Origin of the sequence: Devosia albogilva, from assembly GCF_042685625.1 — a bacterium.
Taxonomy (GTDB): domain Bacteria; phylum Pseudomonadota; class Alphaproteobacteria; order Rhizobiales; family Devosiaceae; genus Devosia; species Devosia albogilva.
In genome coordinates this window covers 365,550-391,348 of record NZ_JBHUNP010000001.1, presented here as the reverse complement: position 1 = coordinate 391,348, position 25,799 = coordinate 365,550, and the positions used below count along the sequence as shown (strand labels likewise).

The following is a 25,799-nucleotide window of genomic DNA, read 5'->3' as shown; positions in this document are numbered from 1 at the left end:
GCGCCGATCAACGGAGCAGCTGGAGAACCGACTGGTCGGCCTGGTTGGCCATCGACAGGGTCGAGGAGGCCAGCGACTGACGGGTCTGGAGAGCCATCATGTTGGCCGCTTCCTGGTTCATGTCGGCCAGGGTCAAATTGCCGGCACCGGTTTCGAGAGTGTTGATCATGGATTTGGTGAAATCCTGACGGTTCTGGACAATTGAGAGGTTGGAGCCGAAAGCAGAAGCCTGGGCACGAACTGTATTCAGAGCGTCCTTGACCTGATCGAGAAGAGCGTCAATGCCTTCATCTGTATCAAGGTCGACTGCATCAAGCGACGTTTCTATCTTCAGGTTGCCAGCATTGATGGCTTTTCCGCCCTTCGCCTGGATCTCAATAGATGAAGTTCCGTTTTCGTTGAACGTCAGCTTGAGGTTGTCGCCGCGTAGCAAGTTGATGCCGTTAAACGATGCGTCATCCGACAGCTTGTCCAGTTGATCGCGCAGTTCGTTATACTGCGTTGCGAAGTCCGTGCGAACACTATTTCCAGCGATAGAGCGGGTTGCACCCGACCTACCGTCGAGTGCGCCGTTGGATCCCACTCCCTTTACCGTGAGATCACTGGTCGACAGATTCTCAATCCGAAGTTTACCGTTGTCGTTAGTGGCGCGAACCTTTCCGGCAAATGCCGCGCTGTTGGAAATCTCGTTAACCAGATCATCTACTGATTTCGAGACCTTGGTGACCGCTGCCCCGGTTGGATTTACCTGAGTAACTGTAGTGATACCATTTGCTGCAGCGGCAACCTTTATCGACGAGTTTGTGTCGAGCGCGGTTAGCTTAATGCCATTTTGCGTGCCGCTGGCCACGTCTGCCTTTTCGGCGAGCACCCCAGCTCCGGACGCATTGATCTTGTCGATCGCCTGATCAAGAGTATCGTTTGCTGCTATCTCAACCTTAACTCCATTGATACTCATCGGCGCAGCGGTAGCAGGAACATAAGCCGCAGTAGCCGTAACAGTCGCTTTGCCCTTTTGTACTGTAGAGCCAAGTCCTAGGCTAGCGCTGGCGTTTTCGACCAACACAGAACCTTCGGTGGAGTTTGATGTCAGGACAATTGCGTTGTTGGTGCCAGCGCCAGCGTTGCCCTTGGTGGCTGTCACGCCAGCATTCGCATCGTTGATTGCCTTAATGGCATCGTCGAGCGTCGTTGTGGCTGCGATGTTAATTGCCTTGCCGTTGATCGTGACAGTCTTGTCGCCCGCAGGATCGTAGGCCGCGACTGGCGCAGATGTGGCCCTAAACTCCTCTTTGACGAGGCTGAGGTTTGCAGCCACATCGCCAAACTGACCACCTGTGATGCTGAGAGACTCAGTGCCGGCAGGTGATTTCGGTAGATCAAGTGCAAAAGACTGACTTTGGAATGACTTGTCTTGGCGCGCCTGACGCAGAGTCGATTGCATCGACTCGAGGTTCTTCGTGATGGCGCTTAAGCCATTGTCGGCCGCCTCAATGGTTTTGATACCATTGTTCATTGAGTCCATCAGTTGGTTTAGGTCGCCGGCGCGGCTGTTCAGCGAAGAGGCGGTGAAGAAGTTGGTGGGATTGTCCAGGGCGCTGTTGACCTTGTTGCCGGTCGAAAGGCGGTCCGAGGTCTTGGCCATCAGCGTGGCTGTGTTCTGCAGCGAAGTAAGGTTGGAACGGACGGCTTTGGAGAGATTAATATCGGCCATTTGGCTTTCCTTCTGGGATACCGATTGAAGCGCGCCTCTTCTGAGGTCCTGCGACAGTGACTCTGCCGCCTGAAAGATCGGTTAATTCGATCCCTCGCCTTCATTAGTTCCGACGCTAAGCCGGCTATGGTTTCCGAAGTGTTTACGAAGTTCGAGCCCAGTGACCGTGTCGCTGTGCTGTGTCCATCGGAGGTCCTGGCAGATCGCAGAAGCTATGCCAGAATGTCCTTGAGGCGCGCTTCGCTCTCGGGCGGAATCTCGCTGGCGCCGATGCGGCGGATCAGTTCGTCCATGCTCTGGGCCGTGGGCGGCAGGGCGCCGGCGATCACGGCAGCGGCGAAGTTGGCAGGGCCGCTGCGCGAATTATCAGGGTGGGGCTGGCCCTGCTGCGAATCGGCAGCGTCTTGGTCGAGGTCGGCTTCGCTATCGCTGGGCGGCGTGGTGGCAGGCACAGTACCGCGCTCGCCCCGCAGTGGCCGGTGGCGCATGTCGGTCAGACTTGTGTTGCCGGCATAGACCGGTGCCGGTGCAATCGCCGCAACCATGACGCTGGTCCTGCATCCACCATGACCGGTGCAGTGTCAGCATCATCTACTGCCGGAGCGTTCTCGGCAGCCTTCGCAATTGAATCGAATTGCGTACGCCTAGAGCGCCCGGTTGACCGCAATTCCGCGCGCCGCCGCGGACGGGTCGGTCGCGACAACACCGGCACTGCCATAGGTTCGGGCGCGGTCCTGCTGGCCGACCTTGCGGGCAACGTCGCTGAGAACGTCCTCCGCCACGGTCTTGGCCGTCGCCAGTACCTTGAGGTTCTCCGCCATCTGGGTAGCGAGCCGCTCATGGCCCTGACGCAGCCGATCGAGCGCGTTCGGCGCTTCCAGCCGCAGCCTCGGCTCGACGCGCTGAATGGCGCGGGCGAAGCCGACATAGTCCTGCGCGAGGCGGGTCTTGTCCGGCGTCAACTGGCTGGCGTCGCGCATGCGGCCGGCGCGGAGCAGGGTGGTCTCGGCGTTCATCACGTCGACCAGCGCCGACAATGCGGTCTCGGCCTCCTGGCAGAGGATTTCGGCCGGCATGGTGTCGAGTGCGGCGAGGCGGGCGGCGGCGGTCATTTATAGGCTCCCAGGGAGGGCAGATTGCTGGTGGTGGTGGCAGCCTCCTGCAGCGCGAGCAGGTCGGGCAGGATCTGCTCGGCAATGCCGAGCCCGCCGTTCTCGGCCATCAAGGTGGCGAATTGTTCGGCCTGCATGGAGCGCCAGGTCTCCTCGCCGAAGCCGCCGCCCATGACGCTCTCGTCGGTCTTGATGCCGGAGAACATCTGGCGGGTGAGGGTGTTCAGAAACACCGCTTCGAACTCTTCCGCCTGCGCGCGGGCCCGGCTCAGTTGCGAAGGGGGCAGGGTGGATTGGCCGATCGCTGCAACACTCATCACAGCACCTCGATCTCGGCCTGCAGGGCACCCGTCGCCTTGATCGCCTGAAGGATGGCGATCAGGTCGCGCGGGCCGATGCCGAGGGCGTTGAGCCCGTCCACCAGCTCCTGCAGCGTCACCGATTCCTGCACCACCTGTAGGGCCGTCTCGGAGAGGTTGGCATTGAGATTGGTGTTGGGCTCGACGGCGGTGACGCCGAAGCTCAGTGGATTGGGCTGCACCACTTCGGGGTTCTCGGCGATGGTGACCGTCAGGTTCGACTGCGCCACGGCGACGCTCGAGACGCGCACGTCCTTGCCCATGACGATGATGCCGGAGTTCTCGTCGATCACGATCTTGGCCTGCTGGTCGGTCTGGACCAGCAATTGCTCGATATCGGTGAGCAGGTCGACGATGTTGCCGTTGAAGCCGGGCGGCAGCGTCAGCCGCACGGTGGCCGGGTCTTCCGGCGTGGCGGTGGGAGCACCGATGAAGTCGTTGACCGCGAGGGCGATGCGACGGGCGGTGGTGAGATCCGGATTGCGCAGCGCCAGCCGCAGCGAGGTCAGGGCGCCGAGATGGAAGCCGATTTCCTGCTCGATCAGGGCGCCGCTCGATATGCGGCCGGTGGTCGGCACGCCGGAGATGATCTGCGCTGCGTCGCCCTCGGCCTTGAAGCCGTTGATCACGACCGGACCCTGGGCGATGGCATAGACCTGCCCGTCGGCGCCGACCAGCGGCGTGACCAGCAGGGTGCCGCCCTGGAGGCTGTCGGCGTCGCCGAGGGCTGCCACCGACACGTCGATGCGCGAGCCCTGCGTGGCGAAGGGCGGCAGGTTGGCGGTCACCATCACTGCCGCCACATTGGCGGTGCGGACATTCTCGCCGGCGGTGTTGACGCCCAGTCGCTCCAGCATCGACTGCAGCGATTGCTTGGTGAAGGGCGAGTTGTTGAGGCTGTCGCCGGTGCCGTTGAGGCCGACCACGAGCCCGTAGCCGACCAACTGGTTCTCGCGGATGCCTTCGACGTCGACGATGTCCTTGATCCGTGCCGCCGCCGCATAGGTCGGGGTGGCAGAGGGCAGGGTCAGCAGGACGCCCGTGAGGGCGCCGACGAGCCATCGTGTCCAGCGTGGTGCGATCATCGCCTAATCCCGTTGCGGCCGTGGTGCGGCCATCTCGCCGGTGATGTTGCGAAATCCGTGCCAGACCTTCTAACCTTCTGGTAGGAAATGATGTTTCCTCCAGAGGCTGAGCAGCCTCCCATGGCCGGAGGCAGTTCTTGCCGGGCACGTTAAGCCGCTGTTAACCAGCGGCGGCAGATTTTGCCGGGGTCGATTGTTTCCGTCCGCCGAGTCCCGCTTGCGCATCGAGTCCACCCATCGCAGCACTGCCGCCGGTAAGTCGGGTGGCGCCGGCCGCAGTGGTACGTCGGCCGCCTTCGTGCCGGCCGGCGCCGAGGGGCCGGCGCGCACCGCACCCGCGAGCCCCTCTGCCCCGGTTGCCGCGCTCGATGCGATCCTGGCGCTGCAATCTGTCGGTGATCCGCTGATGGCCAAGAGAAGGGCGGTGCGTCGCGGCCACGACCTCCTCGATGAGCTCGACGCCATGAAGGCCGACCTGTTGGTGGGACGGGTCAGCCCGGCTCGACTTGATGCCATGCTGGAGACGGTCACCACGCTGCGCGAGCGGACCGAACCGGGTCTCGATGCCGTGCTCGACGAGATCGAGCTTCGGGTGGTCGTCGAACTCGCCAAGCACGGCCGCTACGTCGCCGCCTGAGCCCGGCTTCATCAAATTGTTGTCAGTTCCGGGGTAGGGCCCTGACGGGCCGCAGCTTTCCCGCATTAAGTGCAAATGCTCTCACTGCTTGCGGGGGTGGGCCTGTGCGCCTATAAGGCGCCGCGAGGGGCGTATGGGAGTCGAGTCCATTCATGTCTTCTGTTGAAGCGACGGAATACCGGCCGAGTGAAGACGAGCCGTTTATGAATCCGCGCCAGCGGGAATACTTCCGGACCAAGCTTTTGAACTGGAAGGACGAGATCTTGCGGGAAAGCCGCATGACGCTCGAAAATCTGCAGGAGGAATCGCAGAACCACCCGGACATGGCCGACCGGGCGAGTTCCGAGAGCGATCGCTCCCTTGAGCTGAGGACCCGTGACCGCCAGCGCAAGCTGATCGCCAAGATCGACGCGGCGCTGAAGCGCATCGAAGACGGTACCTACGGTTATTGCGAGGAAACCGGCGACCCGATCGGGATCGCCCGGCTCGACGCCCGCCCGACAGCAACGCTGAGCCTCGAGGCCCAGGAGATGCACGAGCGGCGCGAAAAGGTCTATCGCGACGAATAACGGATCGAATGCGCGAAACGACACAAGCCCGCGTCACCGCGGGCTTTTTTGTTGTCGGCTGTGATCAGGCTCAGAAGCCGAACACCGTCGTGATGCCGGCGTCGTCGCCGTCCTGCAGGCACTGGCCGTTGGTGTTCTCGCCGAACTGGAACAGGCCGCAGCTGTTGTTGTGACCGTTCTGCTCGATGGTGCCGGTGTGGCCGTCGCCGTCCTGGAAGATCAGGCCGTGATTGCCCGAGCCGTTCTGCGCGATGCCGGCCGAGTTGCCATTGCCGTTCTGGTAGGCGTTGGCGCCGGTGGCGGACATGCCCTGCACGAGCGAGAACATCTTGAGCCCGAGGCTCAGCGCCTGCTTCTGGTCCGGGTCGGTGGGACTGAAGCCGATCGAGATCTGCCCGCCGGCGGTGGCCGGGGCGGCGAAACTGGTGATGCCGATCAGGGTAGCGGCGGCAAGGGCGGCGATGGTCTTGGTGAAGCGGGTGGTCATTTCGGGTCTCCTCATCATCTTGGGGCGCCGGGCCATTCCGGCTGGTGATGGAGAGACCCTAGAGTGAGCTGCCTGAACTGCTGCGGAGCGGCCCATTCAGGCTCGGTTCACCCATGTCACGGCGGTTGGAACGGGGCCGCCGGTGACGCATTCGCAGTCGAAGAGAGACATGGCAGGAGCGGCAGCATGAACCGGCAACGCTTCCGATGGTCCGGCGGCAGCGAGCTCAGCTTCGTGGAGATGGGCGATCGTTCCAACCCCGCGATATTGTTGCTGCATGGATTTCCGAGTTCGTCCGCGACGTTTCGCGAGGTCGCACCCGCTCTGTCGGCAGTGGCCCGGGTGATTGTTCCCGACCTGCCGGGGTTCGGCGACTCGGAACCCCTGCCGGCAGCCCGCTTCGCCGACTTCGCGGATGCGATCGCCGAGTTGCTCGATCACCTCGGGGTGCAGCGGCTCATCATCTATCTCCATGACTTCGGGGCGCCTGTCGGGCTTGAGCTTGCGACGCGGCAGCCGGAGAGGGTGGTGGGGCTCGTCATCCAGAACGCCAACGCGCACCGAACCGGCCAAGGCCAAGGCTGGGATGCCACACACGCCTACTGGGCCAAGCCCACGCCGGAGAACGAGGCCGCCGCCACCGCTCACCTCACGCGAGAAGGCACCCGCGACCAGTACGTCGCCGGCGTCCCTGCGGACGTTGCAGCCAAGATCTCCCCGGCCGTGTGGGAAGAAGACTGGCGCGTGATGCAGTTGCCCGGGCGCATGGCCACCCAGCGGGCACTGGTGGCTGACTATGGCCGCTACTCCGCCCGCTTCGGGGAGATTGCCGCCTATCTTCGCGAGCACCAGCCACCGGCGCTGCTGCTGTGGGGCCGCCACGATGTGTTCTTCGATGTGGCGGAAGTGCTGTCCTGGATGGAGGACCTGCCGCGGATGGAGGCGCATGTGCTCGATGGCGGCCATTTCGTGCTGGAGACCCATGCCGCCGAGGCTAGCGCGCTGATGGCGGCATTCATCCGCCGGCTTGGCCGCTAGCCGAGCAGAAGCCCCGGTGGCGAACCGGGGCTTCGGCAGACTTCGGGCGATGTCAGAGCTGGCGCACCAGCTCCTGGCTGCAGTCGAAAGTCTTGCCGGCAGCCGAGACGGTGAACTCCACCTGGTAGCCGGCATCGGCGTTGAGGGTGACGCGGCCCAGCGTCGTCTGCTGGCCGGCGGCGGCGGTGAAGGCGCCGCCCTGGCTGATGCTCGACGAACCGCCGCCACCGCTCGAGCGCAGGCTGAAGCGGTACTCGCCGCTGACTGCGATGGGGCTGACCAGCGCTCCTTGGACCTGCAGCATGCCGCCATTGCGGTCCGCGGCGATGCCGCAGGTAAACCCTTCAGGCGATTGGGTGGCGCTGGCGCCGGCGAGGCCCAGGGTGCCGAGGCCGAGCAGGGTGGCGAGCCTCAGAACGGGATGGATCATGATGTCCTCCTGGAAACGGGGATGCAGGGGGCGGAGCGTTCAGGGGCGCTCCGCCGCTCGCGATCCGGTCACGGGCAAGCCTGAACGAAGGCGCTGACATTGCCCGAGCCGTGCTGGACGACATTGGCGTTGCAGCCATCGCCCACCTGCACGCCGGCGGCGATGTTGCCGTTGCCATCCTGGGTCAGCACGGCATTGTGGTTGTCGCCGAACTGGCCGACGCCAGCCTGGTTGTTCCAGCCGTCCTGCCAGACGTCGCCGGTGTTGTTGTTGCCCTCCTGGCCGATGGCAGAGGTGTTGTTGGCGCCGAACTGCTGGCTGATGGCCTTGTTCCACCAGCCGGTCTGCTTGGTGCCGAACACATTGTTCCAGCCGGCCTGGCTGCCGCCGACTTCGTTGCCGAAGCCGGTCTGGTCGATGAAGATGTCGTTGGCGCTGGCCGGAACGGCGGCCGAGGCGATGGCGACGGCGGTGATGGCGGTTGCGATGACGGTGCGGATCATTTCAGGCGTCTCCTTGTGCTGGCGGCCCCTCCGGCCGCTGTTGATGCACAAGGGTTAGCCCCCTGATCCGGAACCGGTGCTGAAGCAGCGCTTCAGCTTCGGTTCATCCGTCGAGGTACCGCCGCTTGAGGTGCGCCTTGAAGTAGTCGGCGTTGAGCGGCTCGCCGGTGGCACGGGTGATCAGTTCCGGCGTCGACCAGCGCGAGCCCTGCGTCCAGATGCGGTCCGCCCGCCAGCCATTGATGGCGCCGAAGTCGCCGCGCCGCATCTGTTCGCGCGCATCCGGCACGTCCCTCTCCAGCGCCGCCCATTGCTGTGCTGCGATCATCGCGCCCAGCGTGTAGCTCGGGAAATAGCCGAATGAGCCGGCCGGCCAGTGGACGTCCTGCATCGGGCCGTCCTTCATGTTGTCCATGGTCGAGATGCCGAGATATTCGGTCATCTTGGCGTCCCAGGCTTCGGGAATCTGGCTCGCCTCGAGCTTGCCGGCCACCAGCTCCTGTTCGAGCTCGTAGCGCAAGATCACGTGCAGCGGATAGGTGACCTCGTCGGCATCGACGCGGATATAGCCGCGCTCGACGTGGTTCACCTCGTTGAGGATGTCGGCGATCTCCCAGCCGGGAATGGCATCGTCGCCGAGATGCAGGTGCACCAACGGCAGCATGAACTCCCAGAACTCGGGGCTGCGTGCCAGTTGCATCTCCACGAACAGCGACTGCGACTCGTGGATGCCCATGCCGCGCGCCTTGCCGATCGGCCAATGCGACCACTCCTTCTGCAGTCCCTGCTCGTAGAGCGCGTGGCCGGTCTCGTGCAGCACGCCCATCAGCGAGCTCAGGAACTCGTCGGTGCGATAGCGCGTGGTCATGCGCACATCGCTCGGCACGCCGCCGCAGAAGGGGTGGTGCGAGACAGCCAGTGAACCATGGGTGAAGTCGAAGCCCACCGCGCGCATGGCCGCGAGCCCGAGCTCGCGCTGTTTTTCGATCGGGTAGGGCGGGTTGAGCGACTTGCGCGGGCGCGTCGACAACCGCCGCTCCTGCGCAGCCAGAGCCTCGGGCACGAAATCCTTGAGGAAGATCTCTAGGTCGCCGAAGGTCGCGTCCAGATCGGCGGTGCGGTTGCCGGGATCGTACTGATCCATCAGCGCATCGTACGGGGCGAGCCCCGTCGCGTCGGCACGAAGCTGCGCCTCCTCCCGCACCAGCGCAACCACGCCCTCCAGCGCCGGCAGGAAGGTGTCCCAGTCGCCGCTCGGCCGCAGTTCGCGCCACAACTGCTCGCTGCGCATGGTTGCGGCGGTGCGGCGCTCGATGAACTCGGTCGGCAGGCAGGTGAGATTGCGGTAATTCCGCTCGAACTCTCCGAGCGCTAGCTGCTGATCCTCGGAAAGAGATTCCGCTTTGGCGGACTCGATCCAGTCGGCGACTGCCGGAGCGGAGGCCTCGGCGTGGTACATGCCGGCCAATGTCGCCATGGCCTCGGCGCGCTTCTCCCCGCCACCCACGGCCATATGCGTCGCCTCATCGGCACCAAGAATGGAAAGGGCGTGTTCCAGCGCCTCGAGACGGTGACCGAGCGCGTCGAGCTTTGCAAAGGACATGGCGGGAAGACTCCTGGTTCGGAATGTTCCTTCCACAGAAGCTCCGCCGCTGCCAAGCCCCGCCTTTGCCTCAGCGGCTCTACTTGTCAGGCTTGTCGCTCTTCCAGGCCGTCCAGGCGCTGCCCAGCGCAATGCCGATGCCTATGCCGATAGCGATGCCCACCCCGATATTGTCCATGATGGCGCCAATCGCCACGCCGATGGCAACTCCGATGGCTATGCCGGTGCCGATGTTCATGACTGTTCTCCGCTTGCGGCTGCAACATCGCGGCGTTGCGCCCGGTTCCCGAATGGGGAAGAGGCGCAGCCGGGGAAGCTGCGCCTCTGGGGGAAACCGGTCTCGGTTCTGGAGCCGGCTGACGGCGTCCGTTCTGGCCTGCCGCGGGGGAACCTGCTGCCCCCCGGGGAAGGAGGCAGCGGGGAGGGGATCAGAAGGGCAGGATGGCGTCGGCGATCTGCTGGCCGTAGCGCGGCTGCTGCACATTGGTGATCTGGCCGCGGCCGCCATAGGAGATGCGGGCTTCGGCGATCTTGTGCGAGGGGATGGTGTTGTTGGCCTGGATGTCGGATGGGCGGACGATGCCGGCAACGATCAGATCGCGAACCTCAAAGTTCACCCGGACTTCCTGCCGGCCTTCGATGACAAGGTTGCCGTTGGGCAGCACCTGGGTCACCACAGCGGCCACCGAAGTCTCGAGGCTTTCCTTGCGGTTCACCGAGCCATTGCCGGTGTGCTGCATGCCCGAGGTGAAGTCCACCGCGGCCGAGGGGTCGATGGCGCCGGCGGTGACATTGTCCACCACCGTGCCGAGGATGCCACCCATGCCTGCGGTGTTGTTGGACGAGCGGCCCGACTGCGTCGAATTGTTCATCTGGGCGCTGTCGTCGATGGTGACGATCACCGTGAGGATGTCGCCGACCTTGTGGGCCCGCTCGTCCTTGAAGAAGCCCTTGGCCGAGGTGCGATACAGCGAGTTCGGAGCGTAGGTGTCGGCGATCGGCTCCGGCATCGGCATGTGCACGGGCTGGTATCCGGCGACCGTGGTCGGATCCTGGATGGCCGTGAGCGGCGGCGCCTGGCCCACTTCGGAGAGGCGGTCCATGGTGTTGCAGGCGGCGAGGCTGGCGCTGAGGGCAACCAGGGCAAGGAGCTTGTGGAAGGTCATCGATATTCTCCTAGAGGCCGGCCAGGGCGAGCGGCTCGGCGCTCACTTCCACGGCTCCGGCAGCAATGGCAGTTGCGGTGATCACCCGCTTGGACATGAGATTGAGCACCTGCAGCGCACTGCCTTCGGTGGCGCCGGTGACCGCCTGACCCTTGACGCTCAGCGTCATCGGTCCCTTGCGGAAGTAGATGGTGACAAGGTCGTTCTTGCCGATCAGCTGCGGCTCGGCGACGTCGGAGGCCTTGAGCAGCATGCCTTCGCGGCTCTGGCGGGTCAGCGCCTTGCCGACCAGCTCATCGAGATTGGCAACGCCGACGCTCTCGGCATAGCGCAACGGCACCGGGCGCATCTCGACATCGGCTGGGCCGAGCACTGCGCCAGCGGGCAGGGTGGTCTTGAGGTGCGGCACCTCGACCATCATCTCGATGGTGCCGGACAGATCGAGCGGCTGCTCCATCCCGGCAATCGCGACGCGGGCGGTGAAGACGCCGGAGCCGGGCATATAGCGCAGGCTGGTGACGCTGGCCGGCTGCTCCACGGCTTCGGCATTGATCGGAGCGATGGTGCGATCGAAGCGGGTGTCGGCGCTCATGCCATCGGCCAGGATGCCGCGGGACTTGAGGTCGGCGGCGATCACCTGGGCGAGGACCACCTCGTCGACCACCGCCGCCGCCCGCGACACGCTCACCGCCACAAGGCTGTTGCTGTCGAAGGCGGTGATGCCGACGCGGCTCGCCGCGGCGCGAATGTCGGCCAGCGGCACATTGCCGGTGGTACCGGGGCGCGGGGCCCGGAACAGCGGCTGCTCGGCCAGCAGGTCGGCGTCGCCGAACATGTCGCCGACGGTGACGATCGGGCCGGTGACGACCACATTGCCCTTCAGCACCGGGTCGGCGGCGGCGGTACCGCACAGAAGCCCGGAGATCAGCAGGGAGATGGTGAAGCGCTTCATGGCTCGCCTCCTCAGCGCAACTGGCTCGTGGCCTGCATCATCTGGTCGGCGCCGGAGATGACGCGGGCGTTCATCTCGTAGGCGCGCTGGGCCGCGATCAGGTCAGCGATCTCGGTCACCGAATTGACGTTGGCCATTTCCAGATAGTTCTGCAGCAGATTGCCGGTGCCGTCGGCGTTGGGCACGCCGACCTGAGCCGGGCCGCTTGCCGCCGTCTCGAGGAACAGGTTGTCACCCATCGACTCTAGGCCGGACTTGTTGACGAACCGGGCAAGCTGCAGCTGGCCGATCTGGGTCGGCATGGTGTCGGCGTCGATATAGGCCGACACCACGCCGTCCGGCGAAATCGCGATCGAGGTGGCGTTGCCCGGAATGTTGATGCCGGGGTCGAGCGGGTAGCCCGCCGAGGTCACCAGCATGCCGTCCGGGTCCCGCTCCAGCGAACCGTCGCGGGTATAGGCGGTGCGGCCGTCGGGCAGCTGCACCATGAAGAAGCCTTCGCCGCGGATGGCGACGTCGAGTTCGCGCTCCGTCACGTTGACATTGCCCTGGCTCATCACCCGCGGCGTCGACACGGTGCGCACGCCCGAGCCGATCTCGAGCCCGGCAGGAACCATGGTGCCGGTCGAGGAGGTGGCCGAGCCGGCGCGGGTGACCTGCTGGTAGAGCAGGTCCTCGAACTCTGCGCGCGCCCGCTTGTAGCCGGTCGTGCGCATGTTCGCGATGTTGTTGGAGATGACTTCGACGTTGCGTTCCTGGGCAGCCATGCCGGTGGAAGCGATATAGAGTGCTTTCATCCTGATCTCTCCCGTCAGGCGTTGGCGTCGCCGAGGCGCTGGATGGCAGAGCGGCGGAGCTCATCCTGCTTCTGGCCCAGCGAGGCGATGGATTCGTAGGCACGGGTGACGCGGATCATCTCCGTCATCTCGGCCATGCCGGAGACGTTGGAACCTTCCACATAGCCCTGCATGGCGCGGGTGTTCACGGCCGGCTGCGGGGTGCCGCCGGCAAACAGGTTGCTGCCCTGCCGGGTTAGTTCCTGCGGATTGGCGAATTCGACGATGCGCAGGCGGCCCTTGGCGCCGGCGCTGGAGCTGATCGAGCCATCGGCGGCGATCAGGATGCCGGTTTCCTCCGGTCCGAAGACGATCGGGCCGGCCTCACCGAGCACCGGATTGCCGTTGCTGTCGACCAGCGTGCCGTTGGCGGAAAGCTGAAAGTTGCCGGCGCGGGTCCAGCGCTCGCCGGCCGGGGTCTCGACGGCAAAGAAGCCTTGGCCGCTCAGCGCGACGTCGAGTTCGCTGCCGGTCTGCTCAAAACCACCCGCGGAAAGGTCGTGCACCGTCGCCCAGTCCTGAACGAAGGAGAGTGGCTGGTCGAGGGTGGGGAAGTCGCGGTCGCGCGCCACCGGCATCACATACTCCTCGAAGAGGAGCTGTTCAGCCTTGAAGCCAGTGGTGTTCATGTTGGCCATGTTGTTGGCCACCACGTCCATCTGGCGCTGCAGCGCGATCTGCCGTGACAGGCCGATCAGTTGCGCGTTCTCGATCATTGCTGATCCCCGGTTTCATTCCCCGAGGCCGCCCGCTTCCCCAAGCCGGTGGCCTCGCTGGTAATCTTGCAGAAACCATGCCAAGGCGGAGAAGCGTGTTGAATCAGTCGCTTAACTTCACCCGGTGACGGGCAGAATCCGGTCTCTGCAGACCTGCCGGGAAAATCCTGCCCGGCAAAATCTGCCGGTCACACCCCGAAAGTAACCACTCGTTAACCATCGACCGCTTAGCTGAACCGGAGCCGGAATTTCTCCGGAATCGCGGGGGTTTCAGGGTTTAATGGCAGCGGAAGCTGAAGGGGGCGAAGTCTCGACCGGCAAGAAGGGCCTGCCGAAGCTCTTCATCATCATCGGCGCGGCTGCCGTCGTCGTGCTGCTCGGTGGGGTGGGGCTCTTCGTCTTCCTGTCCTCGCAAGGCAGCGCCGAGGCGGAGCATGGCGCCGCTGCCGAGCATGGCGCGGCCGCAGCCGCCCATACCTTCATTTTCAACCTCCCCACCATGACGGTGAACCTCAACAGCGAGGGTGGAGGCGAGAAGGCCTTCATGAAGCTCACCGTCGCGCTCGAAGTCGCCGACGAGGCCATGATGGTGGAAATCCAGCCGCGGCTGGCCAAGGTCATCGACGCCTTCCAGGTTTATCTGCGCGAGTTGCGCAAGTCCGACCTCGAGGGTTCGGCCGGCATCTATCGTCTCAAGGAAGAGCTGCTGCGGCGCGTCAACGTCGCCATCTATCCCTCACGCGTCGAGTCGGTGCTGTTCAAGGAAATCCTGGTGCAGTGATGGCCGGCCCTTCGGATCAGGACAAGCTCAGCGACGATTGGGGGCTCGATGACATTGAGCCGGCCCCAGACCTCGACAACATGGTCGAGGACCTGACTGAGGAAGAGAGGGCTGCCGCCGCTGCGGCCGAGTGGGCCGCCATGCTTGAAGGCGACACCGGCGACGGCGAAGGCGGCGGCGACCGCGTCCTCAACCAGGACGAGATCGACAGCCTCCTCGGCTTCGATGCCAGCGTCGGCAGCAATGTCGAGCTCACCGGTGTCCAGGCGCTGATCAACTCGGCGCTGGTCAGCTACGAGCGTCTGCCAATGCTCGAAATCGTCTTCGACCGCCTGGTGCGGCTGGCGACGACTTCGCTGCGCAATTTCACCTCCGACAATGTCGAAGTCACCATGGACTCGATCTCCTCGGTGCGCTTCGGCGACTATCTCAATTCCATCCCGCTCCCCGCCATCCTGTCGGTGATCCGCGCCGAAGAGTGGGAGAATTATGGCCTCCTCACCGTCGATTCCAACCTCATCTACTCGATGATCGACGTGCTGCTCGGCGGCCGGCGTATCGGCGGCAATATCCGCGTCGAAGGCCGGCCATACACTACCATCGAGATGGCGCTGGCGCGCAAGATGATCGAGCTGATCCTTGAGGACACCCATCGCGCCTTCGAGCCGGTGACGCAGGTCAATTTCAAGCTCGAGCGCATGGAGACCAATCCGCGCTTCGCCGCCATCTCGCGGCCCGGCAACGCCGCCATCCTGATCGAACTCCGCATCGAGATGGACGACCGCGGCGGCAAGATCGAAATTCTCCTGCCCTACGCCACCATCGAGCCCATCCGCGAACAGCTGCTGCAGATGTTCATGGGCGAGAAGTTCGGCCGCGACCCGATCTGGGAAGGCCATCTCGCCACCGAGATCTACGCCGCCGACGTCGAGATCGAGGCGGTGCTTCACGAGCAGGATCTGCCGCTCGCCCGACTCCTCTCGCTTCAGCCGGGAGACCTGGTGATGTTCGATCGCGAGCCTTCCGAACCCGTTCGCCTGCGTTGCGGCGATGTCGAACTCACCGAAGCCGTGATGGGCCATATCGGCAACAACGTCTCGGTCCGCGTCAGCCGGCCCCTCAACCCGCCCAAGGTCACCATGGCGGATTTCGAGGCCATAGAAACCACAATGGAAAAACGATGATGTCCGGTCTGCCTTTTGGTGTGCTTGTCGAGGCTGCTGTCGCCGTTCTGCTGCTGGTCACGATCGGTTACTGCACCGTGCTCAACCAGCGGTTGAAGCGTCTGCATGCCGACAAGGACCAGATGCGCCAGATGGTGGCTGACCTCGTCGGGGCCACCAACCTCGCCAATCAGGCCATCAAGGAGCTCAAGCAGAGCGCCGTGGAAGCCGACCTGACGCTCAATGCGCGTCTCGAAGAGGCCGAGCGCTTCGGCATCGAACTCGCCAATCACGTCAATGCCGGCACTGTGCTGATGGAGCGCATTGCCAAGATTACCAGCGTTGCCCGTCATTCGCAGGCCATCGAGCCGGTCGAGCAGCCCAACAAGGTTCAGTCTGCCCTCGAGCAGTTGAGTGCCCGCGTGCGCACCCGCGGAGCCGCCGCGTGAACCGTATCCGCCTGCTTCCGGTCGTCGTTCTCGCCATCTCGGCGCTGCTGGTGCTCAAGACCCTGGGTCTCGTCACCAATGGCGGCTATGTGTTGGTCGGAGCATCGCCCGTGCAGGCAGCAGGCGGAGGCGGCGGGTCCCACGGCGAGGCCGGCGGCGTGGTCACCGAATCCGATGCGACACTGACCTTTCCCGACGAGCCGACCCTCGAGGACACCGCGCCAACCGTCACCGACACTGCGCCGACGCTCGGTGCCACGGCGGCGGCTGAGGCTGGTCACGGCGAGGGCACCGCGACAAGCCACGGCGGCGCAGGTGAAGTGGCTTCGGCAGATGCCGAATCCGCCGAGGCTGCCGTGCCGACCGATGGCGGAGCGCCAAACCCGTTGCTTGGCGTGAGCGAGACGTTCTGCCGCGATGTGGATGTCACCGTCACCGAATCCGGCCGGCCGACGGAGTCTCCGGCAGAAGAGGCGGGTGAGCACGGGGAAGACTCGCAGGCAGAGCAAACAGAGCCAGCGCTGCTCACTACCGACTGTCTGCCCTCCGGCGACGCGGTGCCGCTTCAGGTCACCAGCAACGGCACTGTCCAGCCGCTGATAGCCGCCGATGGCACCAGCCCCACCGAGCAGCAGATCCTGCAGCGCCTGGCCAACCGCCGCGCCGAACTCGAGAAGTACGAGCAGGACCTGGCCCTGCGCTCATCGCTGGTCGATGCTGCCGAAAAGCGGATCGAGGAACGTGCCACGACGCTGGAGGCAGTTGAAGCGCAGATCGCGAGCCTCGTTGATCAGCGCGAGCAGATGGAAACCGGCCAGTTCGCCGCCATCGTCGCCATGTACGAGGTGATGAAGCCCAAGGACGCCGCCAAGATCTTCAACAATCTCGACATGGAAGTCCTGGTGCGGGTTTCCAAGGCCATGCAGCCGCGCAAGATGGCGCCGATCCTGGCGGAGATGGACGCCGCCCGAGCGCAGGAATTGACGGTCCGGATGGCGGCGCTGGCCGATCAGCCGGTCACCCAGATGGCCCCCGAGGACCTGGCAGCCCTGCCGCAGATCGTCGGTCAATAGCAGGGCGGAGCTCCCGTACGCGGCCTTTGCCCTTGGGTTGTAATCCTGCGTTAAGTCCACCAGCCTAGATTGCGCGTGAGTATCAGTAGCACGCGCGTTCCTGCCGGCACGGAAAGTGGCCGGGTCCGACGCGCGCCAGCGTCGGGCGGGCAGAAGGCCGGTGGAGAGCGCGTTCAGCAGATGGTGGCTGCAGGCCTTGCGGGCCCTCGCGCTGTTGTGCGCCTTGCTGGCCGGCGCGGTCCCCGCTCTTGCCCAGGCGCAGGGCCAGCTTTTCGCCACCGAGGAAGACGGATACGGCCGGCTCATCCTGAGCTTTCCCGGGCGGGACGAGCTGCCCGAGTACACGATGCGCATCGAGAACGGCATCCTGTCGCTCGAGTTCGGCGAGGCGATCTCGGTCATCCTGCCCGATGTGGGCTTGACCATGCCGGATTACCTGTCCATCGCTCGGGTCGATCCGGACGGCATGGGGCTGCGCCTCGGGCTCAAGCGCGCCTACAACTTCAACCGCATCGAGGCCGGTGAGAAACTGTTCATCGACCTGCTGCCGCAGAGCTGGCAGGGCATGCCCCCGCCGCTGCCGCAGGACGTCATCGACGAACTCGCCCGTCGGGCCAAGGAAGCGGCGATCCGGGCCGAGCGCGAGCGCAAGGCAGCAGGCGTCGAGGAGTTGAATCCCCAGGCCGATATCCGCATCGGCCGTAACCCTACCTTCCTTCGGGTCCAGTTCGACTGGAGCGTTCCCACCACAGCCGAGTTCCGCCAGAACGGGAATCTTGCGGTCCTCGGTTTCGAATGGCCGGTGGACATCGACCTGCGCGACCTCGCTCTGGATCTGCCGGCGGAAGTCACTGCCGTTTCCAGCGCCAGCACCCCGGATGGCTCCACCGTCACCTTCGAGCTGGCCGAGGGTGTCTCCCCGCGTTTCTACGAGCTCGCGCCGAACCAGTATGTGCTCGACGTCGATATCGCCGGCGCGGCGCCGCCCGCCTTTGCAGTGTCCGAGCTGGTTGAAACGGTGGAGGCGAGTGCCGCCCCGCCGCCGAATGATGAGCAGGCAATCCCGGTGGATGCGCTCTACCCCTCGGCGCATCAGCAGACGGTCCAGCCTTTCATCAGCGTCCTCGGCTCCACGGTGAGGGTGGTCTTCCCCTTCGAGCAGGATACGCCGGCTGCTGTGTTCCGCCGCGGCGATACCGTCTGGATGCTATTCGACACCACCGCTGGGATCGTGCCGCCGGCACAGTCGGAGGAACTCGAACCGATCGCCACCGACTTCTCCGTCGTACCGGCCGGCGATACGCAGGTGGTCAGGATCGACCTCGCACAGGATCGTCTCGCGACGCTGGGTTCGGAAGGCATGGCCTGGGTGCTGTCGCTGGGCGATATTCTGCTTACTCCGACACAGCCCGTCGAACTCGGTCGGCGCCGCGACATAGAGGGCAATTTCGAGATCACCGCTGATCTGTCCCGCCCGGCGCGCGTGCACGACTTCCGTGATCCTGTCGTCGGCGACGTCTTGAAGGTGGTGACCACCTTCCCACCCGCACGCGGGGTGACGCGGGCCTTCGATTACGTCGAGTTCTCGGCTTTGCGCAGCGTGCACGGACTGGTGCTGAAACCCCAAACACCGCACGTATCCGTCGCCGTCGAGAACAGCCTCGCCGTGGTGAGCGCCCCGGGTGGCCTCACCGTCTCCGCCAGCGAGGGGCCGCGGGTCAGCGCGGCGGCCACCGGCGAAGTCCCGAGGGCCGGCTTCGTCGATCTCACCCGCCTCGCTACGGCAACCCCCGCCGAGTTCAACGCACGGCTGGAAGAGCTGTACGCTGCAGCAGCGTCCGGCGAAGGCCGGCAGCGCGATGCGGCCCGCCTGGACCTGGCCCAGCTCTACCTGGCTCACGAACTGAGTTATGAGGCGATCGGCGTGTTGAACGCCATGGAGGGCACCCTCGACTCCGACGCTCTGACCCGCAAGCTGCGCATGAGCCGTGCCATCGCCACCACCATGGCCGGCCGACCGCGCGATGCTCTTGCCATACTCAATACGCCGAGCATGGGTCAGGACATCGATGCCTTGGTCTGGCGCACCATCGCCCGCGTGGAGACCTTCGACTACAAGGGCGCCCGGCTTGATGCCATCGAAGCGCAGGATGTGCTGTTTTACTATCCCGAATGGGCACGAAATGACTTCTATTTCGCTGCAATCCGCGCCGGCATCGAAACCAACGATCCCGCCATGGCCGAGCGGTTTCTCGATCGCATCGTCTTCGCCGACCTCAACAAGGAAGACCTGACGCTCTATCAGCTCCTGTCGGCGCGAGTCGACGAGTTGCGCGGTCGCCCGCAGGAGGCACTCGACACCTACGGTCAGGTGATCGCCGCCGATGTGCGGCCGACGCGCGCCGAGGCCGTGTACAGGACGCTGCGGCTGCTCGACCAGGCCGGCCAGCTCGACCTCGAAAAGGCTACGCAGACGCTGGCTGCCGAATCCATGCTCTGGCGCGGCAATCCGCTCGAAGCCGACATGCAGAAGATGCTGGCGGAGTTCTATTTCCGCGACGGGCAGTACCGCGCCGGTTTCGAGACCGTGCAGCAGGCTGTGGCCAACTACCCGGAAAGCCCGCCGATCACCGCCCTGCGCGACGAGGCACAGAGGGTGTTCGGACAACTCTTCCTCGATGGTCTTGCCGATTCCATCGGGCCGGTCGAGGCGCTGGCGCTGTTCTATGACTTCAGCCCGTTGACCCCTCCGGGCGCCCGCGGCGACGAGATGATCCGCAATCTTGCCCGTCGGCTGGTTCGTATGGACCTGCTGCAGCAGGCGAGTGAACTGCTGCAATACCAACTCGACAACCGCCTGCGCGGCATCGCCCGCACCCAGGTTGCCACCGATCTCGCCGTGATCTACCTCGCCAACCGCCGTCCGCAGGATGCGCTGCGGGTGCTCAATGACACCCGTGTCGCCAATATGCCGGAGACATTGGTCCGCCAGCGGCGCGTGCTCGAAGCCCGAGCCCTGATCGACGCTGGGCGCGACGAGCTCGCGCTCGACATACTGCGCGACATGGATGGTCCCGATGTGGTGCAACTGCGGATCGACGCCAACTGGCGAGCCCGTCGCTATGACGTGGCGGGCGGCATGATCGAGGCTCTTTACGCCGGCGAGTTGGGCCGTGGCCCGCTCAACCCGACGGCGCGGCTCGGCATCATCAAGGCTGCCGTGGGCTATTCCCTCGCCGGCGACGCGCTCGGCCTGTCGCGCCTCAGGAGCAAGTTCGGCGACGCCATGGTGACCACGCCAGAATGGCCGATGTTCGACCTCGTCAGCGCCAACCCGCAGATCACCAGCCTCGAGTTCAAGCAGGTGGCCAGCCAGGTTGCCGGCGTCGAGGGGATCGATGCCTTCCTGGCCGCCTATCGCGCCACTTACGGGGCCGATGGCGCGCTGACGCCGCTCTCCGCCGCCGAAGCCACCGAGAAGGTGGCGAGCGCCGCCACCTCGAACGCGAGCTGACTATCCGCCGCTGACGAAGCTGCGGACCAGTGACCCGGCGACCAGATACCAGCCGTCCACGAGCACGAAGAAGATCAGCTTGAACGGCAGCGAGATCACCACCGGCGGCAGCATCATCATGCCCATGCTCATCAGCACCGAAGCGACCACCATGTCGATGATGACGAAGGGCAGGAACAGCAGGAACCCGATCTCGAAGGCGCGCCTCAGCTCCGAGATGATGAAGGCCGGGATCAGCAGCTGCAGCGGTATGGCCTCGGGCTCGTCGGGTACCTCCGCTTCGGTAAGGTCGTAGAACAGCGTCAGGTCTTGTGGCCGGACGTTGGCGCGCATGAATTCATGGACGGGTGCGGCGCTCGCCTCGAAGGCTTCGGTGAACTCGATCTCGCCGGCCATCAGCGGCGCGACACCCGCGTCATAGCTCTGCTGCAGCGTCGGCTGCATGATGAACAGCGTCAGGAACAGCGCCAGCGACACCATCACTGTATTGGGCGGTGCCGTCTGCAGGCCGATGGCGGTGCGCAGCAGCGACAGCACCACCACGATGCGGGTGAAGCTGGTCACCATCACAAGGATGGACGGCGCCAGCGACAGCACCGTGATCAGCCCGATGAGCTGGATCGCCCGCTCGGTCAGCGTGGTGTCGTCGCCGAAGTCGATCGACAATTCCTGGGCGCTGGCGATCCCCGGTGTCAGCAGCAGGAGTGCGAGGCCGGCCAGTGCGCCCCAGGGCAGCAGGTGTTTCAAGCGGCGGGAGGCGCGCTCAGTTCTGCCGGGCTTCGCCGCCGTTCTGTCCAAAGTCGCCGCCTTCTGCCTTCCGCTGGCCCTCGTCCTCTTTAGCTGAGTCGGCGGCGGCGCGACCGGCAGGGGCGCCGTTTTCAGGGGAAACCGGACGGTTCTCCCCGACCGGGCGCAACAGGCCGGTGTGGCGGAGCGACAGGTGCTGCTTGCGGTCGGTGTGCTGGCCATTCTGGCGCAGTTGCTCGATGGCGGTGGCGGGCGCAGCGGCCGGAGCTGGCGCAGTCTGCGGCGGGGCAGGGCGCCGACCGCCAACCACCGGAATCGGACGTCGGCTCTGCTGCGGGGCGGCCGGCGCTTCTTCCACGGCGATCCCACCCTCGACCACAATGTCCTGCGGGCCACCCACCAGCAGCAGGTGTTCGACATTGTCGCGCCGCACGATCACCAGTTGCCGCTTCGGATCGAGCGCCAGGGTGTCCACAACCGACAGCCGCCGGTTCCGTCCGCGCCCGATATTGGAGGAGGCGGAGAACACCAGCTTCAAGAGCCACACCCCGAGCACGATGAGTACGAGGACGATGCCGAGCGCCAACAACGCGGTGATCAGGGTATTCTCGGCGCCGAAAAGGCTGGTGAGGAACTGCATGTGTACTCCCGTCCTGCCGAATCCGTGCGGCAGATAATGCCTACTTAGCGGCTGCCTGTTGCAATATGCGAGGGCTAAACCGCAACACCAGGCCTCGGTTAACGCGCTGTTAACCATGCGCCCGGCAAGAATTGCCCATCGGGGTTACCCCACGAGACTCAATGGAGCAATGGCCGATGGGCCTTCTCGACATGCCGGTCTTTTCGGCGCTGACCGACAAGATGCGCTGGCATCAGACCCGCCAGAGTCTGCTGGCCGAAAACGTCGCCAACGCCGAGACGCCCGGCTACACCGGCCGTGACCTCGCCCAGTACGACTTCGCCCGCCGGCACGGCGCCTTCTCCACCGCTTCCGTTACCACCAGTGTGACGCAGCCGCTGCATTTTTCCGCCGGAGGCGCCGGTGTCGGCGGGTTCGATGCGCAGCGCATGGCCAATTTCGAGATCACCCCGGAAGGCAATGGCGTCACCCTCGAAGACGAGATGATGAAGGTCACCACCAACCTGATGGAATACCAGGCCGCCACCACGCTCTACCAGAAGTCGATCAAGATCATCCGCACCGCGCTCGGCAAGCAGGCCTGAGGTAAGCACGCATGGACTTTAACTCCTCACTCAAGATCGCCGCCACCGGCATGCACGCGCAGACCGCCCGCATGCGGGTGATCGCCGAGAACATCGCCAATGCCGATTCCGCCGCTACCGAGCCCGGCGCCGAGCCCTATCGCCGCCGTGTGCCCACCTTCTCCGCCATGCTCGACCAGGATGTCGGCGGCCGCGTCGTCAAGGTCGGCCAGCTCGCCTACGACATGAGCGACTTCACCTCGCGCTACGAGCCCGGCCACCCGGCAGCGGATGAGGCGGGGTACGTGCAATACCCCAATGTCAACACGCTGATCGAGACCATGGACATGCGCGAGGCCCAGCGCACCTACGAGGCCAACCTCAACGTCGTTACCGTGACCCGGCAGATGCTGGGCCGCACCCTCGATATCCTGCGCGGCTGATCGGAGCCTGAACCATGGCCATCTCCACTCCCTTCAACGCAGCGGCCGCCGCCTATGGCAATGCCCAGCGCCTGATCCAGCAGGCGGCCAAGCCGCAGACCGACATGACCGCGCTCGCAGCGCCCGGTGCCGGTGGCGACTTCGCCAACATGCTCGCCCAGCAGGTGCAGGGCGTGGTCGAGGCCGGCCGTGCCAGCGACGCCGTGGCCATCGACATGGTCAACGGCAAGGCCAATGTCGTCGACATGGTCACCGCCCTCAGCCAGACCGAGATCGCCATCGAGTCCATGGTCACCATCCGCGATCGCGTCATCTCGGCGTACGAAGAAATCATGCGGATGCCGATCTAGCCCCTCCGCGCCATTCCCCCGGCGGCGTGACTCCATTCTCCCCGAGGAGCCACCCGCAGGAATGCAGTCCCGCCGTCGCGGGAATGGCGCGGTCGGTCTAGGATGGCCCGGTAATGATTCGTTAAGGCACCCTCATGACCGGCGCCGAAGTGCTCGACATCGCCAGCGACGGCATCTGGACTCTGATCATCGTGTCGGCCCCGATGATGCTGGTTGGGCTCGTGGTCGGCGTGGTCATCGCTCTGTTCCAGGCCCTGACGCAGATTCAGGAACAGACGCTGGTCTTCGTGCCCAAGATCATCGCCATCTTCGTCACCCTCTTGGTGGCGCTGCCGTTTCTTGGCGCCACCATGGGCGGGTACATGACCCGGGTGGTCGACCTGATCATCGTCGGAGGCTAGGCCGTGACGATCGCCCTCGATTGGCTGCCGGGCGTCGCCTTCGCCTATCTGCTGCTGTTCGCGCGGATCGGTGCCATCCTGATGTTGATGCCGGCCTTGGGCGAGGACCTCATCCCCGCCCGCCTGCGGCTCACCTTTGCCCTGGCATTCACGCTGGTGGTCTATCCGCTGCTGTCGCCGGTACTGCCACCAATGCCGGCGGCGCTGAGCGGCATCGTCGGGCTGCTCTTTCACGAACTGGCCATCGGGCTGATCCTCGGTGCTATCGTGCGCATCACCGTGATGGCGACGCAGGTGGCCGGCTCGATCATCGCCTTCCAGACCGGCCTTTCCGTTGCCATGACCGCCGACCCTACCCAGGCCGGCATTCAGGGCGCGGTGTTCGGCAGTTTTCTCAGCTTCTTCGGCATGACGCTGATCTTTGCCACCGATCTCCATCACATGGCGCTGGCCGCGACTTACGACAGCTACATGGCCTTCCCGCTCGACGTCGAACTGATGTTCGACGACGCCGCGCAACTGGCGATCCGCACCGTGGCCAGCGCCTTCTCCATCGGGGTGCAGATGTCCGCCCCCTTCATTGTCTTCGGCCTGGTGTTCAATCTCGGGGCCGGCATCCTGGCCCGCCTGATGCCGGCATTGCAGGTGTTCTTCGTGCTGATGCCGGCCAATATCGGCATTGGCCTGATCCTCTTCGCCATGCTGCTGACGATGATGATGGGGCTCTATCTCACCGGCTTCGAGAACCACCTGGCGATGTGGAGGGGCTGAGAGTGCGCTCCTATCGCCGTCAGGCCGAGCCGAAAGGGGTAGTTCGCGAGAACCGGCGCGCAGCGTACGTTGGAGTACGTGAGCACCGGAAGCGCAATGGACTGCCGCTTGCAGGCCGGCCTCTTGGCGAGGGGAGGGCACTCTAGATGTCCAGCGAAGCCCCCGAACAGGACTCCAAAACAGAAGACCCTTCCCAGAAGAAGCTGGAGGAGGCGCACAAGCGCGGCGACGTTGCCAAGAGCCAGGAGGTGGTCACCTGGTTCATGCTGATGGGCTCGGCGGCCATCTTTGCAATGATGGCGCCCGCCACTGGAGCGGTGCTGGCAGACTCGCTCAAGGTCCTGATCATGGAGGCCGACCGGTTCGAACTGGGCGGCAACGGCTTTCAGAGCTTCTTCAACAATCTCGCCCTGACCATGGTCGGGATCGTGCTGATCCCGCTGGTGGTGCTCTCCGCCTGCGCCGTGCTCGCCAACCTGCTCCAGCATAAGCCGCTGCTGTCGGTCGAACCGATCACGCCCAAGCTCAGCAAGATTTCTCCGCTCGCGGGCTTCAAGCGCCTGTTTTCAACCGACTCGCTGGTGAACTTCCTCAAGGGCCTTCTGAAGATCTCGATCGTGGGCACGGTGGTGGTCGTGGTGGTGTGGCCCGAGCGCGATCGCCTCGACACGCTGATGACGGCCGATCCGGTGCTGATCCTCACCGAGTTCCAGGAAATCGGCATCAAGATCCTGCTGGCGGTGCTCGTCATCGTCACCGCCATCGCCGGCGCTGACTATTTCTATGTCCGCCACAAATGGTGGAAGCGGCAGATGATGACGCTGCAGGAGACGCGCGACGAGTACAAGCAGATGGAGGGCGACCCGCACGTCAAGGGCCGCATCCGTCAGTTGCGTCAGGAGCGGGCTCGCAAGCGCATGATGGCGGCCGTCCCCGATGCCACCGTGGTCATCACCAACCCGACCCACTTCGCCGTGGCGCTGAAATACGACCGCTCCATGAAAGCCCCGAAATGCGTTGCCAAAGGCGCCGACGCGGTCGCCCTGCGCATCCGCGAGGTCGCCAAGGAGCACGACGTCCCCATCGTCGAGAACCCGCCGCTGGCGCGCGCGCTGTTCGCCAGCGTCGACATAGACGAGAGCATCCCCGGCGAACACTTCCAGGCCGTCGCCGAAGTCATCGGCTTCGTCATGCGCCTCAAGAACGGAGCAGGGTGGAAGGCTCGGTAGCGGAGGATCGGCAGGCAGAACGCGGATGCTCACGTACCGCAGTTCCTTCGCCATTGCTGGGCTTGTCGCGGCCGCACTTGTCGCGGCAATCCTCCTCATCAACGCCGTCATCCCCGCGAAGGCGGGGATCCATTCTTCCCAGGTGCAAGAGGTTGGATTCCCGCCTTCGCGGGAATGACACCGCGCTTGTTGTGAGCCACCCCCACTCAACCTCCCCCTTAAGGGGAGGCGCTGCATCGAGCCTGCCTCGGCCTCTCCACACCACCGCCCCGTCCCTCCCCCTTCAGGGGGAGGTTAGGTGGGGGCCAACACCCACCAGCCCCACAAATCTATTTCCCTTATCCCCACCCCCTCCACGTCGTGCATACTCCACCCATCTCTTCCGCACGGGGCGGCCTGCAGCGACCAGTGGCGGAAGGACGGTCGGGCAGGGGGAGGTCGCTCTTTCCCTGGGCTCGTGGGTGGTCC

General features: G+C 64.8%; 30 protein-coding genes. 14 read left to right on the top strand and 16 right to left on the bottom strand.

Annotated features, from left to right (window positions below; translation table 11 throughout):
• Positions 1-7 precede the first annotated feature (7 nt).
• The 5 genes from ACFSX5_RS02070 to ACFSX5_RS02050 form a co-directional block, all read right to left on the bottom strand.
• Entirely contained in the window at positions 8-1,714 is a 1,707-nt protein-coding gene (locus ACFSX5_RS02070) for a flagellin N-terminal helical domain-containing protein (RefSeq protein WP_386831309.1), read from the bottom strand.
• A gap of 212 nt (positions 1,715-1,926) precedes the next feature.
• The gene (locus ACFSX5_RS02065; protein WP_386831307.1) at positions 1,927-2,259 is read right to left on the bottom strand and encodes a hypothetical protein; all 333 of its coding nucleotides are present in this window, start codon (positions 2,257-2,259) and stop codon (positions 1,927-1,929) included.
• 99 nt (positions 2,260-2,358) lie between these two features.
• Positions 2,359-2,826 carry a hypothetical protein gene (locus ACFSX5_RS02060; RefSeq protein WP_386831306.1) on the bottom strand — a complete coding sequence of 156 codons (468 nt, stop codon included), beginning with the start codon at positions 2,824-2,826 and terminating at the stop codon, positions 2,359-2,361.
• A complete protein-coding gene (locus tag ACFSX5_RS02055) occupies positions 2,823-3,143 on the bottom strand; it encodes a rod-binding protein (protein ID WP_386831305.1) in 321 nt (106 codons plus the stop codon). The genes ACFSX5_RS02060 and ACFSX5_RS02055 overlap by 4 nt, the downstream gene beginning before the upstream one ends.
• Complete coding sequence (locus ACFSX5_RS02050; protein ID WP_386831303.1) at positions 3,143-4,270, bottom strand: flagellar basal body P-ring protein FlgI; 1,128 nt, start codon at positions 4,268-4,270, stop codon at positions 3,143-3,145. The genes ACFSX5_RS02055 and ACFSX5_RS02050 overlap by 1 nt, the downstream gene beginning before the upstream one ends.
• A gap of 217 nt (positions 4,271-4,487) precedes the next feature.
• Here ACFSX5_RS02050 and ACFSX5_RS02045 point away from each other — a divergent pair, with 217 nt between their 5' ends.
• On the top strand, positions 4,488-4,907 hold the full coding sequence (locus ACFSX5_RS02045) for a flagellar assembly protein FliX (protein ID WP_386831302.1): 420 nt from the start codon (positions 4,488-4,490) through the stop codon (positions 4,905-4,907).
• 152 nt (positions 4,908-5,059) lie between these two features.
• The gene (gene dksA, locus ACFSX5_RS02040; RefSeq protein ID WP_386831300.1) at positions 5,060-5,476 is read left to right on the top strand and encodes an RNA polymerase-binding protein DksA; all 417 of its coding nucleotides are present in this window, start codon (positions 5,060-5,062) and stop codon (positions 5,474-5,476) included.
• Between the two features lie 70 nt (positions 5,477-5,546).
• On the opposite strand, the gene ACFSX5_RS02035 is transcribed toward dksA, so the two are convergent.
• Positions 5,547-5,963 carry a curlin gene (locus tag ACFSX5_RS02035; RefSeq protein WP_386831298.1) on the bottom strand — a complete coding sequence of 139 codons (417 nt, stop codon included), beginning with the start codon at positions 5,961-5,963 and terminating at the stop codon, positions 5,547-5,549.
• Between the two features lie 186 nt (positions 5,964-6,149).
• Here ACFSX5_RS02035 and ACFSX5_RS02030 point away from each other — a divergent pair, with 186 nt between their 5' ends.
• Entirely contained in the window at positions 6,150-7,001 is an 852-nt protein-coding gene (locus tag ACFSX5_RS02030; protein WP_386831297.1) for an alpha/beta fold hydrolase, read from the top strand.
• Between the two features lie 52 nt (positions 7,002-7,053).
• Here the strand turns inward: ACFSX5_RS02030 and csgH are convergent, their stop codons facing one another.
• The 8 genes from csgH to flgF form a co-directional block, all read right to left on the bottom strand.
• Entirely contained in the window at positions 7,054-7,431 is a 378-nt protein-coding gene (csgH, locus tag ACFSX5_RS02025; protein ID WP_386831295.1) for a curli-like amyloid fiber formation chaperone CsgH, read from the bottom strand.
• Between the two features lie 68 nt (positions 7,432-7,499).
• On the bottom strand, positions 7,500-7,934 hold the full coding sequence (locus ACFSX5_RS02020) for a curlin (protein WP_386831293.1): 435 nt from the start codon (positions 7,932-7,934) through the stop codon (positions 7,500-7,502).
• 103 nt (positions 7,935-8,037) lie between these two features.
• On the bottom strand, positions 8,038-9,537 hold the full coding sequence (locus ACFSX5_RS02015; protein ID WP_386831291.1) for a carboxypeptidase M32: 1,500 nt from the start codon (positions 9,535-9,537) through the stop codon (positions 8,038-8,040).
• A 79-nt stretch (positions 9,538-9,616) separates the two neighbouring features.
• Complete coding sequence (locus ACFSX5_RS02010; RefSeq protein ID WP_386831289.1) at positions 9,617-9,775, bottom strand: hypothetical protein; 159 nt, start codon at positions 9,773-9,775, stop codon at positions 9,617-9,619.
• A 190-nt stretch (positions 9,776-9,965) separates the two neighbouring features.
• Positions 9,966-10,703, bottom strand: a complete 738-nt coding sequence (flgH, locus tag ACFSX5_RS02005) for a flagellar basal body L-ring protein FlgH (protein ID WP_386831287.1) — start codon at positions 10,701-10,703, stop codon at positions 9,966-9,968.
• 10 nt (positions 10,704-10,713) lie between these two features.
• On the bottom strand, positions 10,714-11,655 hold the full coding sequence (gene flgA / locus ACFSX5_RS02000; RefSeq protein WP_386831285.1) for a flagellar basal body P-ring formation chaperone FlgA: 942 nt from the start codon (positions 11,653-11,655) through the stop codon (positions 10,714-10,716).
• Between the two features lie 11 nt (positions 11,656-11,666).
• The gene (gene flgG, locus ACFSX5_RS01995; RefSeq protein WP_386831283.1) at positions 11,667-12,452 is read right to left on the bottom strand and encodes a flagellar basal-body rod protein FlgG; all 786 of its coding nucleotides are present in this window, start codon (positions 12,450-12,452) and stop codon (positions 11,667-11,669) included.
• 14 nt (positions 12,453-12,466) lie between these two features.
• Entirely contained in the window at positions 12,467-13,204 is a 738-nt protein-coding gene (gene flgF / locus ACFSX5_RS01990) for a flagellar basal-body rod protein FlgF (RefSeq protein WP_386835558.1), read from the bottom strand.
• 283 nt (positions 13,205-13,487) lie between these two features.
• Between flgF and ACFSX5_RS01985 the strand changes: the two genes are divergently transcribed.
• The 5 genes from ACFSX5_RS01985 (at position 13,488) to ACFSX5_RS01965 (ending at position 20,187) form a co-directional block, all read left to right on the top strand.
• Positions 13,488-13,988: a flagellar basal body-associated FliL family protein gene (locus ACFSX5_RS01985; protein ID WP_386831281.1), complete on the top strand. Its 501-nt coding sequence runs from the start codon at positions 13,488-13,490 to the stop codon at positions 13,986-13,988.
• On the top strand, positions 13,988-15,172 hold the full coding sequence (fliM, locus tag ACFSX5_RS01980; protein WP_386831279.1) for a flagellar motor switch protein FliM: 1,185 nt from the start codon (positions 13,988-13,990) through the stop codon (positions 15,170-15,172). Before ACFSX5_RS01985 ends, fliM begins: the two co-directional genes overlap by 1 nt.
• On the top strand, positions 15,172-15,600 hold the full coding sequence (locus ACFSX5_RS01975; RefSeq protein WP_386831277.1) for a DUF6468 domain-containing protein: 429 nt from the start codon (positions 15,172-15,174) through the stop codon (positions 15,598-15,600). The genes fliM and ACFSX5_RS01975 overlap by 1 nt, the downstream gene beginning before the upstream one ends.
• Positions 15,597-16,673, top strand: coding sequence for a MotE family protein (locus tag ACFSX5_RS01970; RefSeq protein WP_386831275.1), 1,077 nt, complete (start codon positions 15,597-15,599; stop codon positions 16,671-16,673). The genes ACFSX5_RS01975 and ACFSX5_RS01970 overlap by 4 nt, the downstream gene beginning before the upstream one ends.
• A 160-nt stretch (positions 16,674-16,833) precedes the next feature.
• Positions 16,834-20,187: a tetratricopeptide repeat protein gene (locus ACFSX5_RS01965; protein WP_386831273.1), complete on the top strand. Its 3,354-nt coding sequence runs from the start codon at positions 16,834-16,836 to the stop codon at positions 20,185-20,187.
• Here the strand turns inward: ACFSX5_RS01965 and fliP are convergent, their stop codons facing one another.
• Both fliP and ACFSX5_RS01955 read right to left on the bottom strand, forming a co-directional pair.
• A complete protein-coding gene (fliP, locus tag ACFSX5_RS01960; RefSeq protein ID WP_386831271.1) occupies positions 20,188-20,934 on the bottom strand; it encodes a flagellar type III secretion system pore protein FliP in 747 nt (248 codons plus the stop codon).
• 16 nt (positions 20,935-20,950) lie between these two features.
• Positions 20,951-21,574, bottom strand: coding sequence for a FliO/MopB family protein (locus ACFSX5_RS01955; protein ID WP_386831269.1), 624 nt, complete (start codon positions 21,572-21,574; stop codon positions 20,951-20,953).
• 176 nt (positions 21,575-21,750) lie between these two features.
• Between ACFSX5_RS01955 and flgB the strand changes: the two genes are divergently transcribed.
• The 6 genes from flgB (at position 21,751) to flhB (ending at position 25,331) form a co-directional block, all read left to right on the top strand.
• Positions 21,751-22,158, top strand: coding sequence for a flagellar basal body rod protein FlgB (gene flgB / locus ACFSX5_RS01950; RefSeq protein WP_386831267.1), 408 nt, complete (start codon positions 21,751-21,753; stop codon positions 22,156-22,158).
• A gap of 11 nt (positions 22,159-22,169) precedes the next feature.
• Positions 22,170-22,580, top strand: a complete 411-nt coding sequence (flgC, locus tag ACFSX5_RS01945; protein ID WP_386831265.1) for a flagellar basal body rod protein FlgC — start codon at positions 22,170-22,172, stop codon at positions 22,578-22,580.
• A gap of 14 nt (positions 22,581-22,594) precedes the next feature.
• Entirely contained in the window at positions 22,595-22,930 is a 336-nt protein-coding gene (locus ACFSX5_RS01940; RefSeq protein ID WP_386831263.1) for a flagellar hook-basal body complex protein FliE, read from the top strand.
• 134 nt (positions 22,931-23,064) lie between these two features.
• A complete protein-coding gene (gene fliQ, locus ACFSX5_RS01935) occupies positions 23,065-23,331 on the top strand; it encodes a flagellar biosynthesis protein FliQ (RefSeq protein ID WP_386831261.1) in 267 nt (88 codons plus the stop codon).
• A 3-nt stretch (positions 23,332-23,334) separates the two neighbouring features.
• Complete coding sequence (fliR, locus tag ACFSX5_RS01930; protein ID WP_386831259.1) at positions 23,335-24,102, top strand: flagellar biosynthetic protein FliR; 768 nt, start codon at positions 23,335-23,337, stop codon at positions 24,100-24,102.
• 146 nt (positions 24,103-24,248) lie between these two features.
• Positions 24,249-25,331 carry a flagellar biosynthesis protein FlhB gene (gene flhB / locus ACFSX5_RS01925; protein WP_386831257.1) on the top strand — a complete coding sequence of 361 codons (1,083 nt, stop codon included), beginning with the start codon at positions 24,249-24,251 and terminating at the stop codon, positions 25,329-25,331.
• The last annotated feature ends 468 nt before the right edge of the window (positions 25,332-25,799 follow it).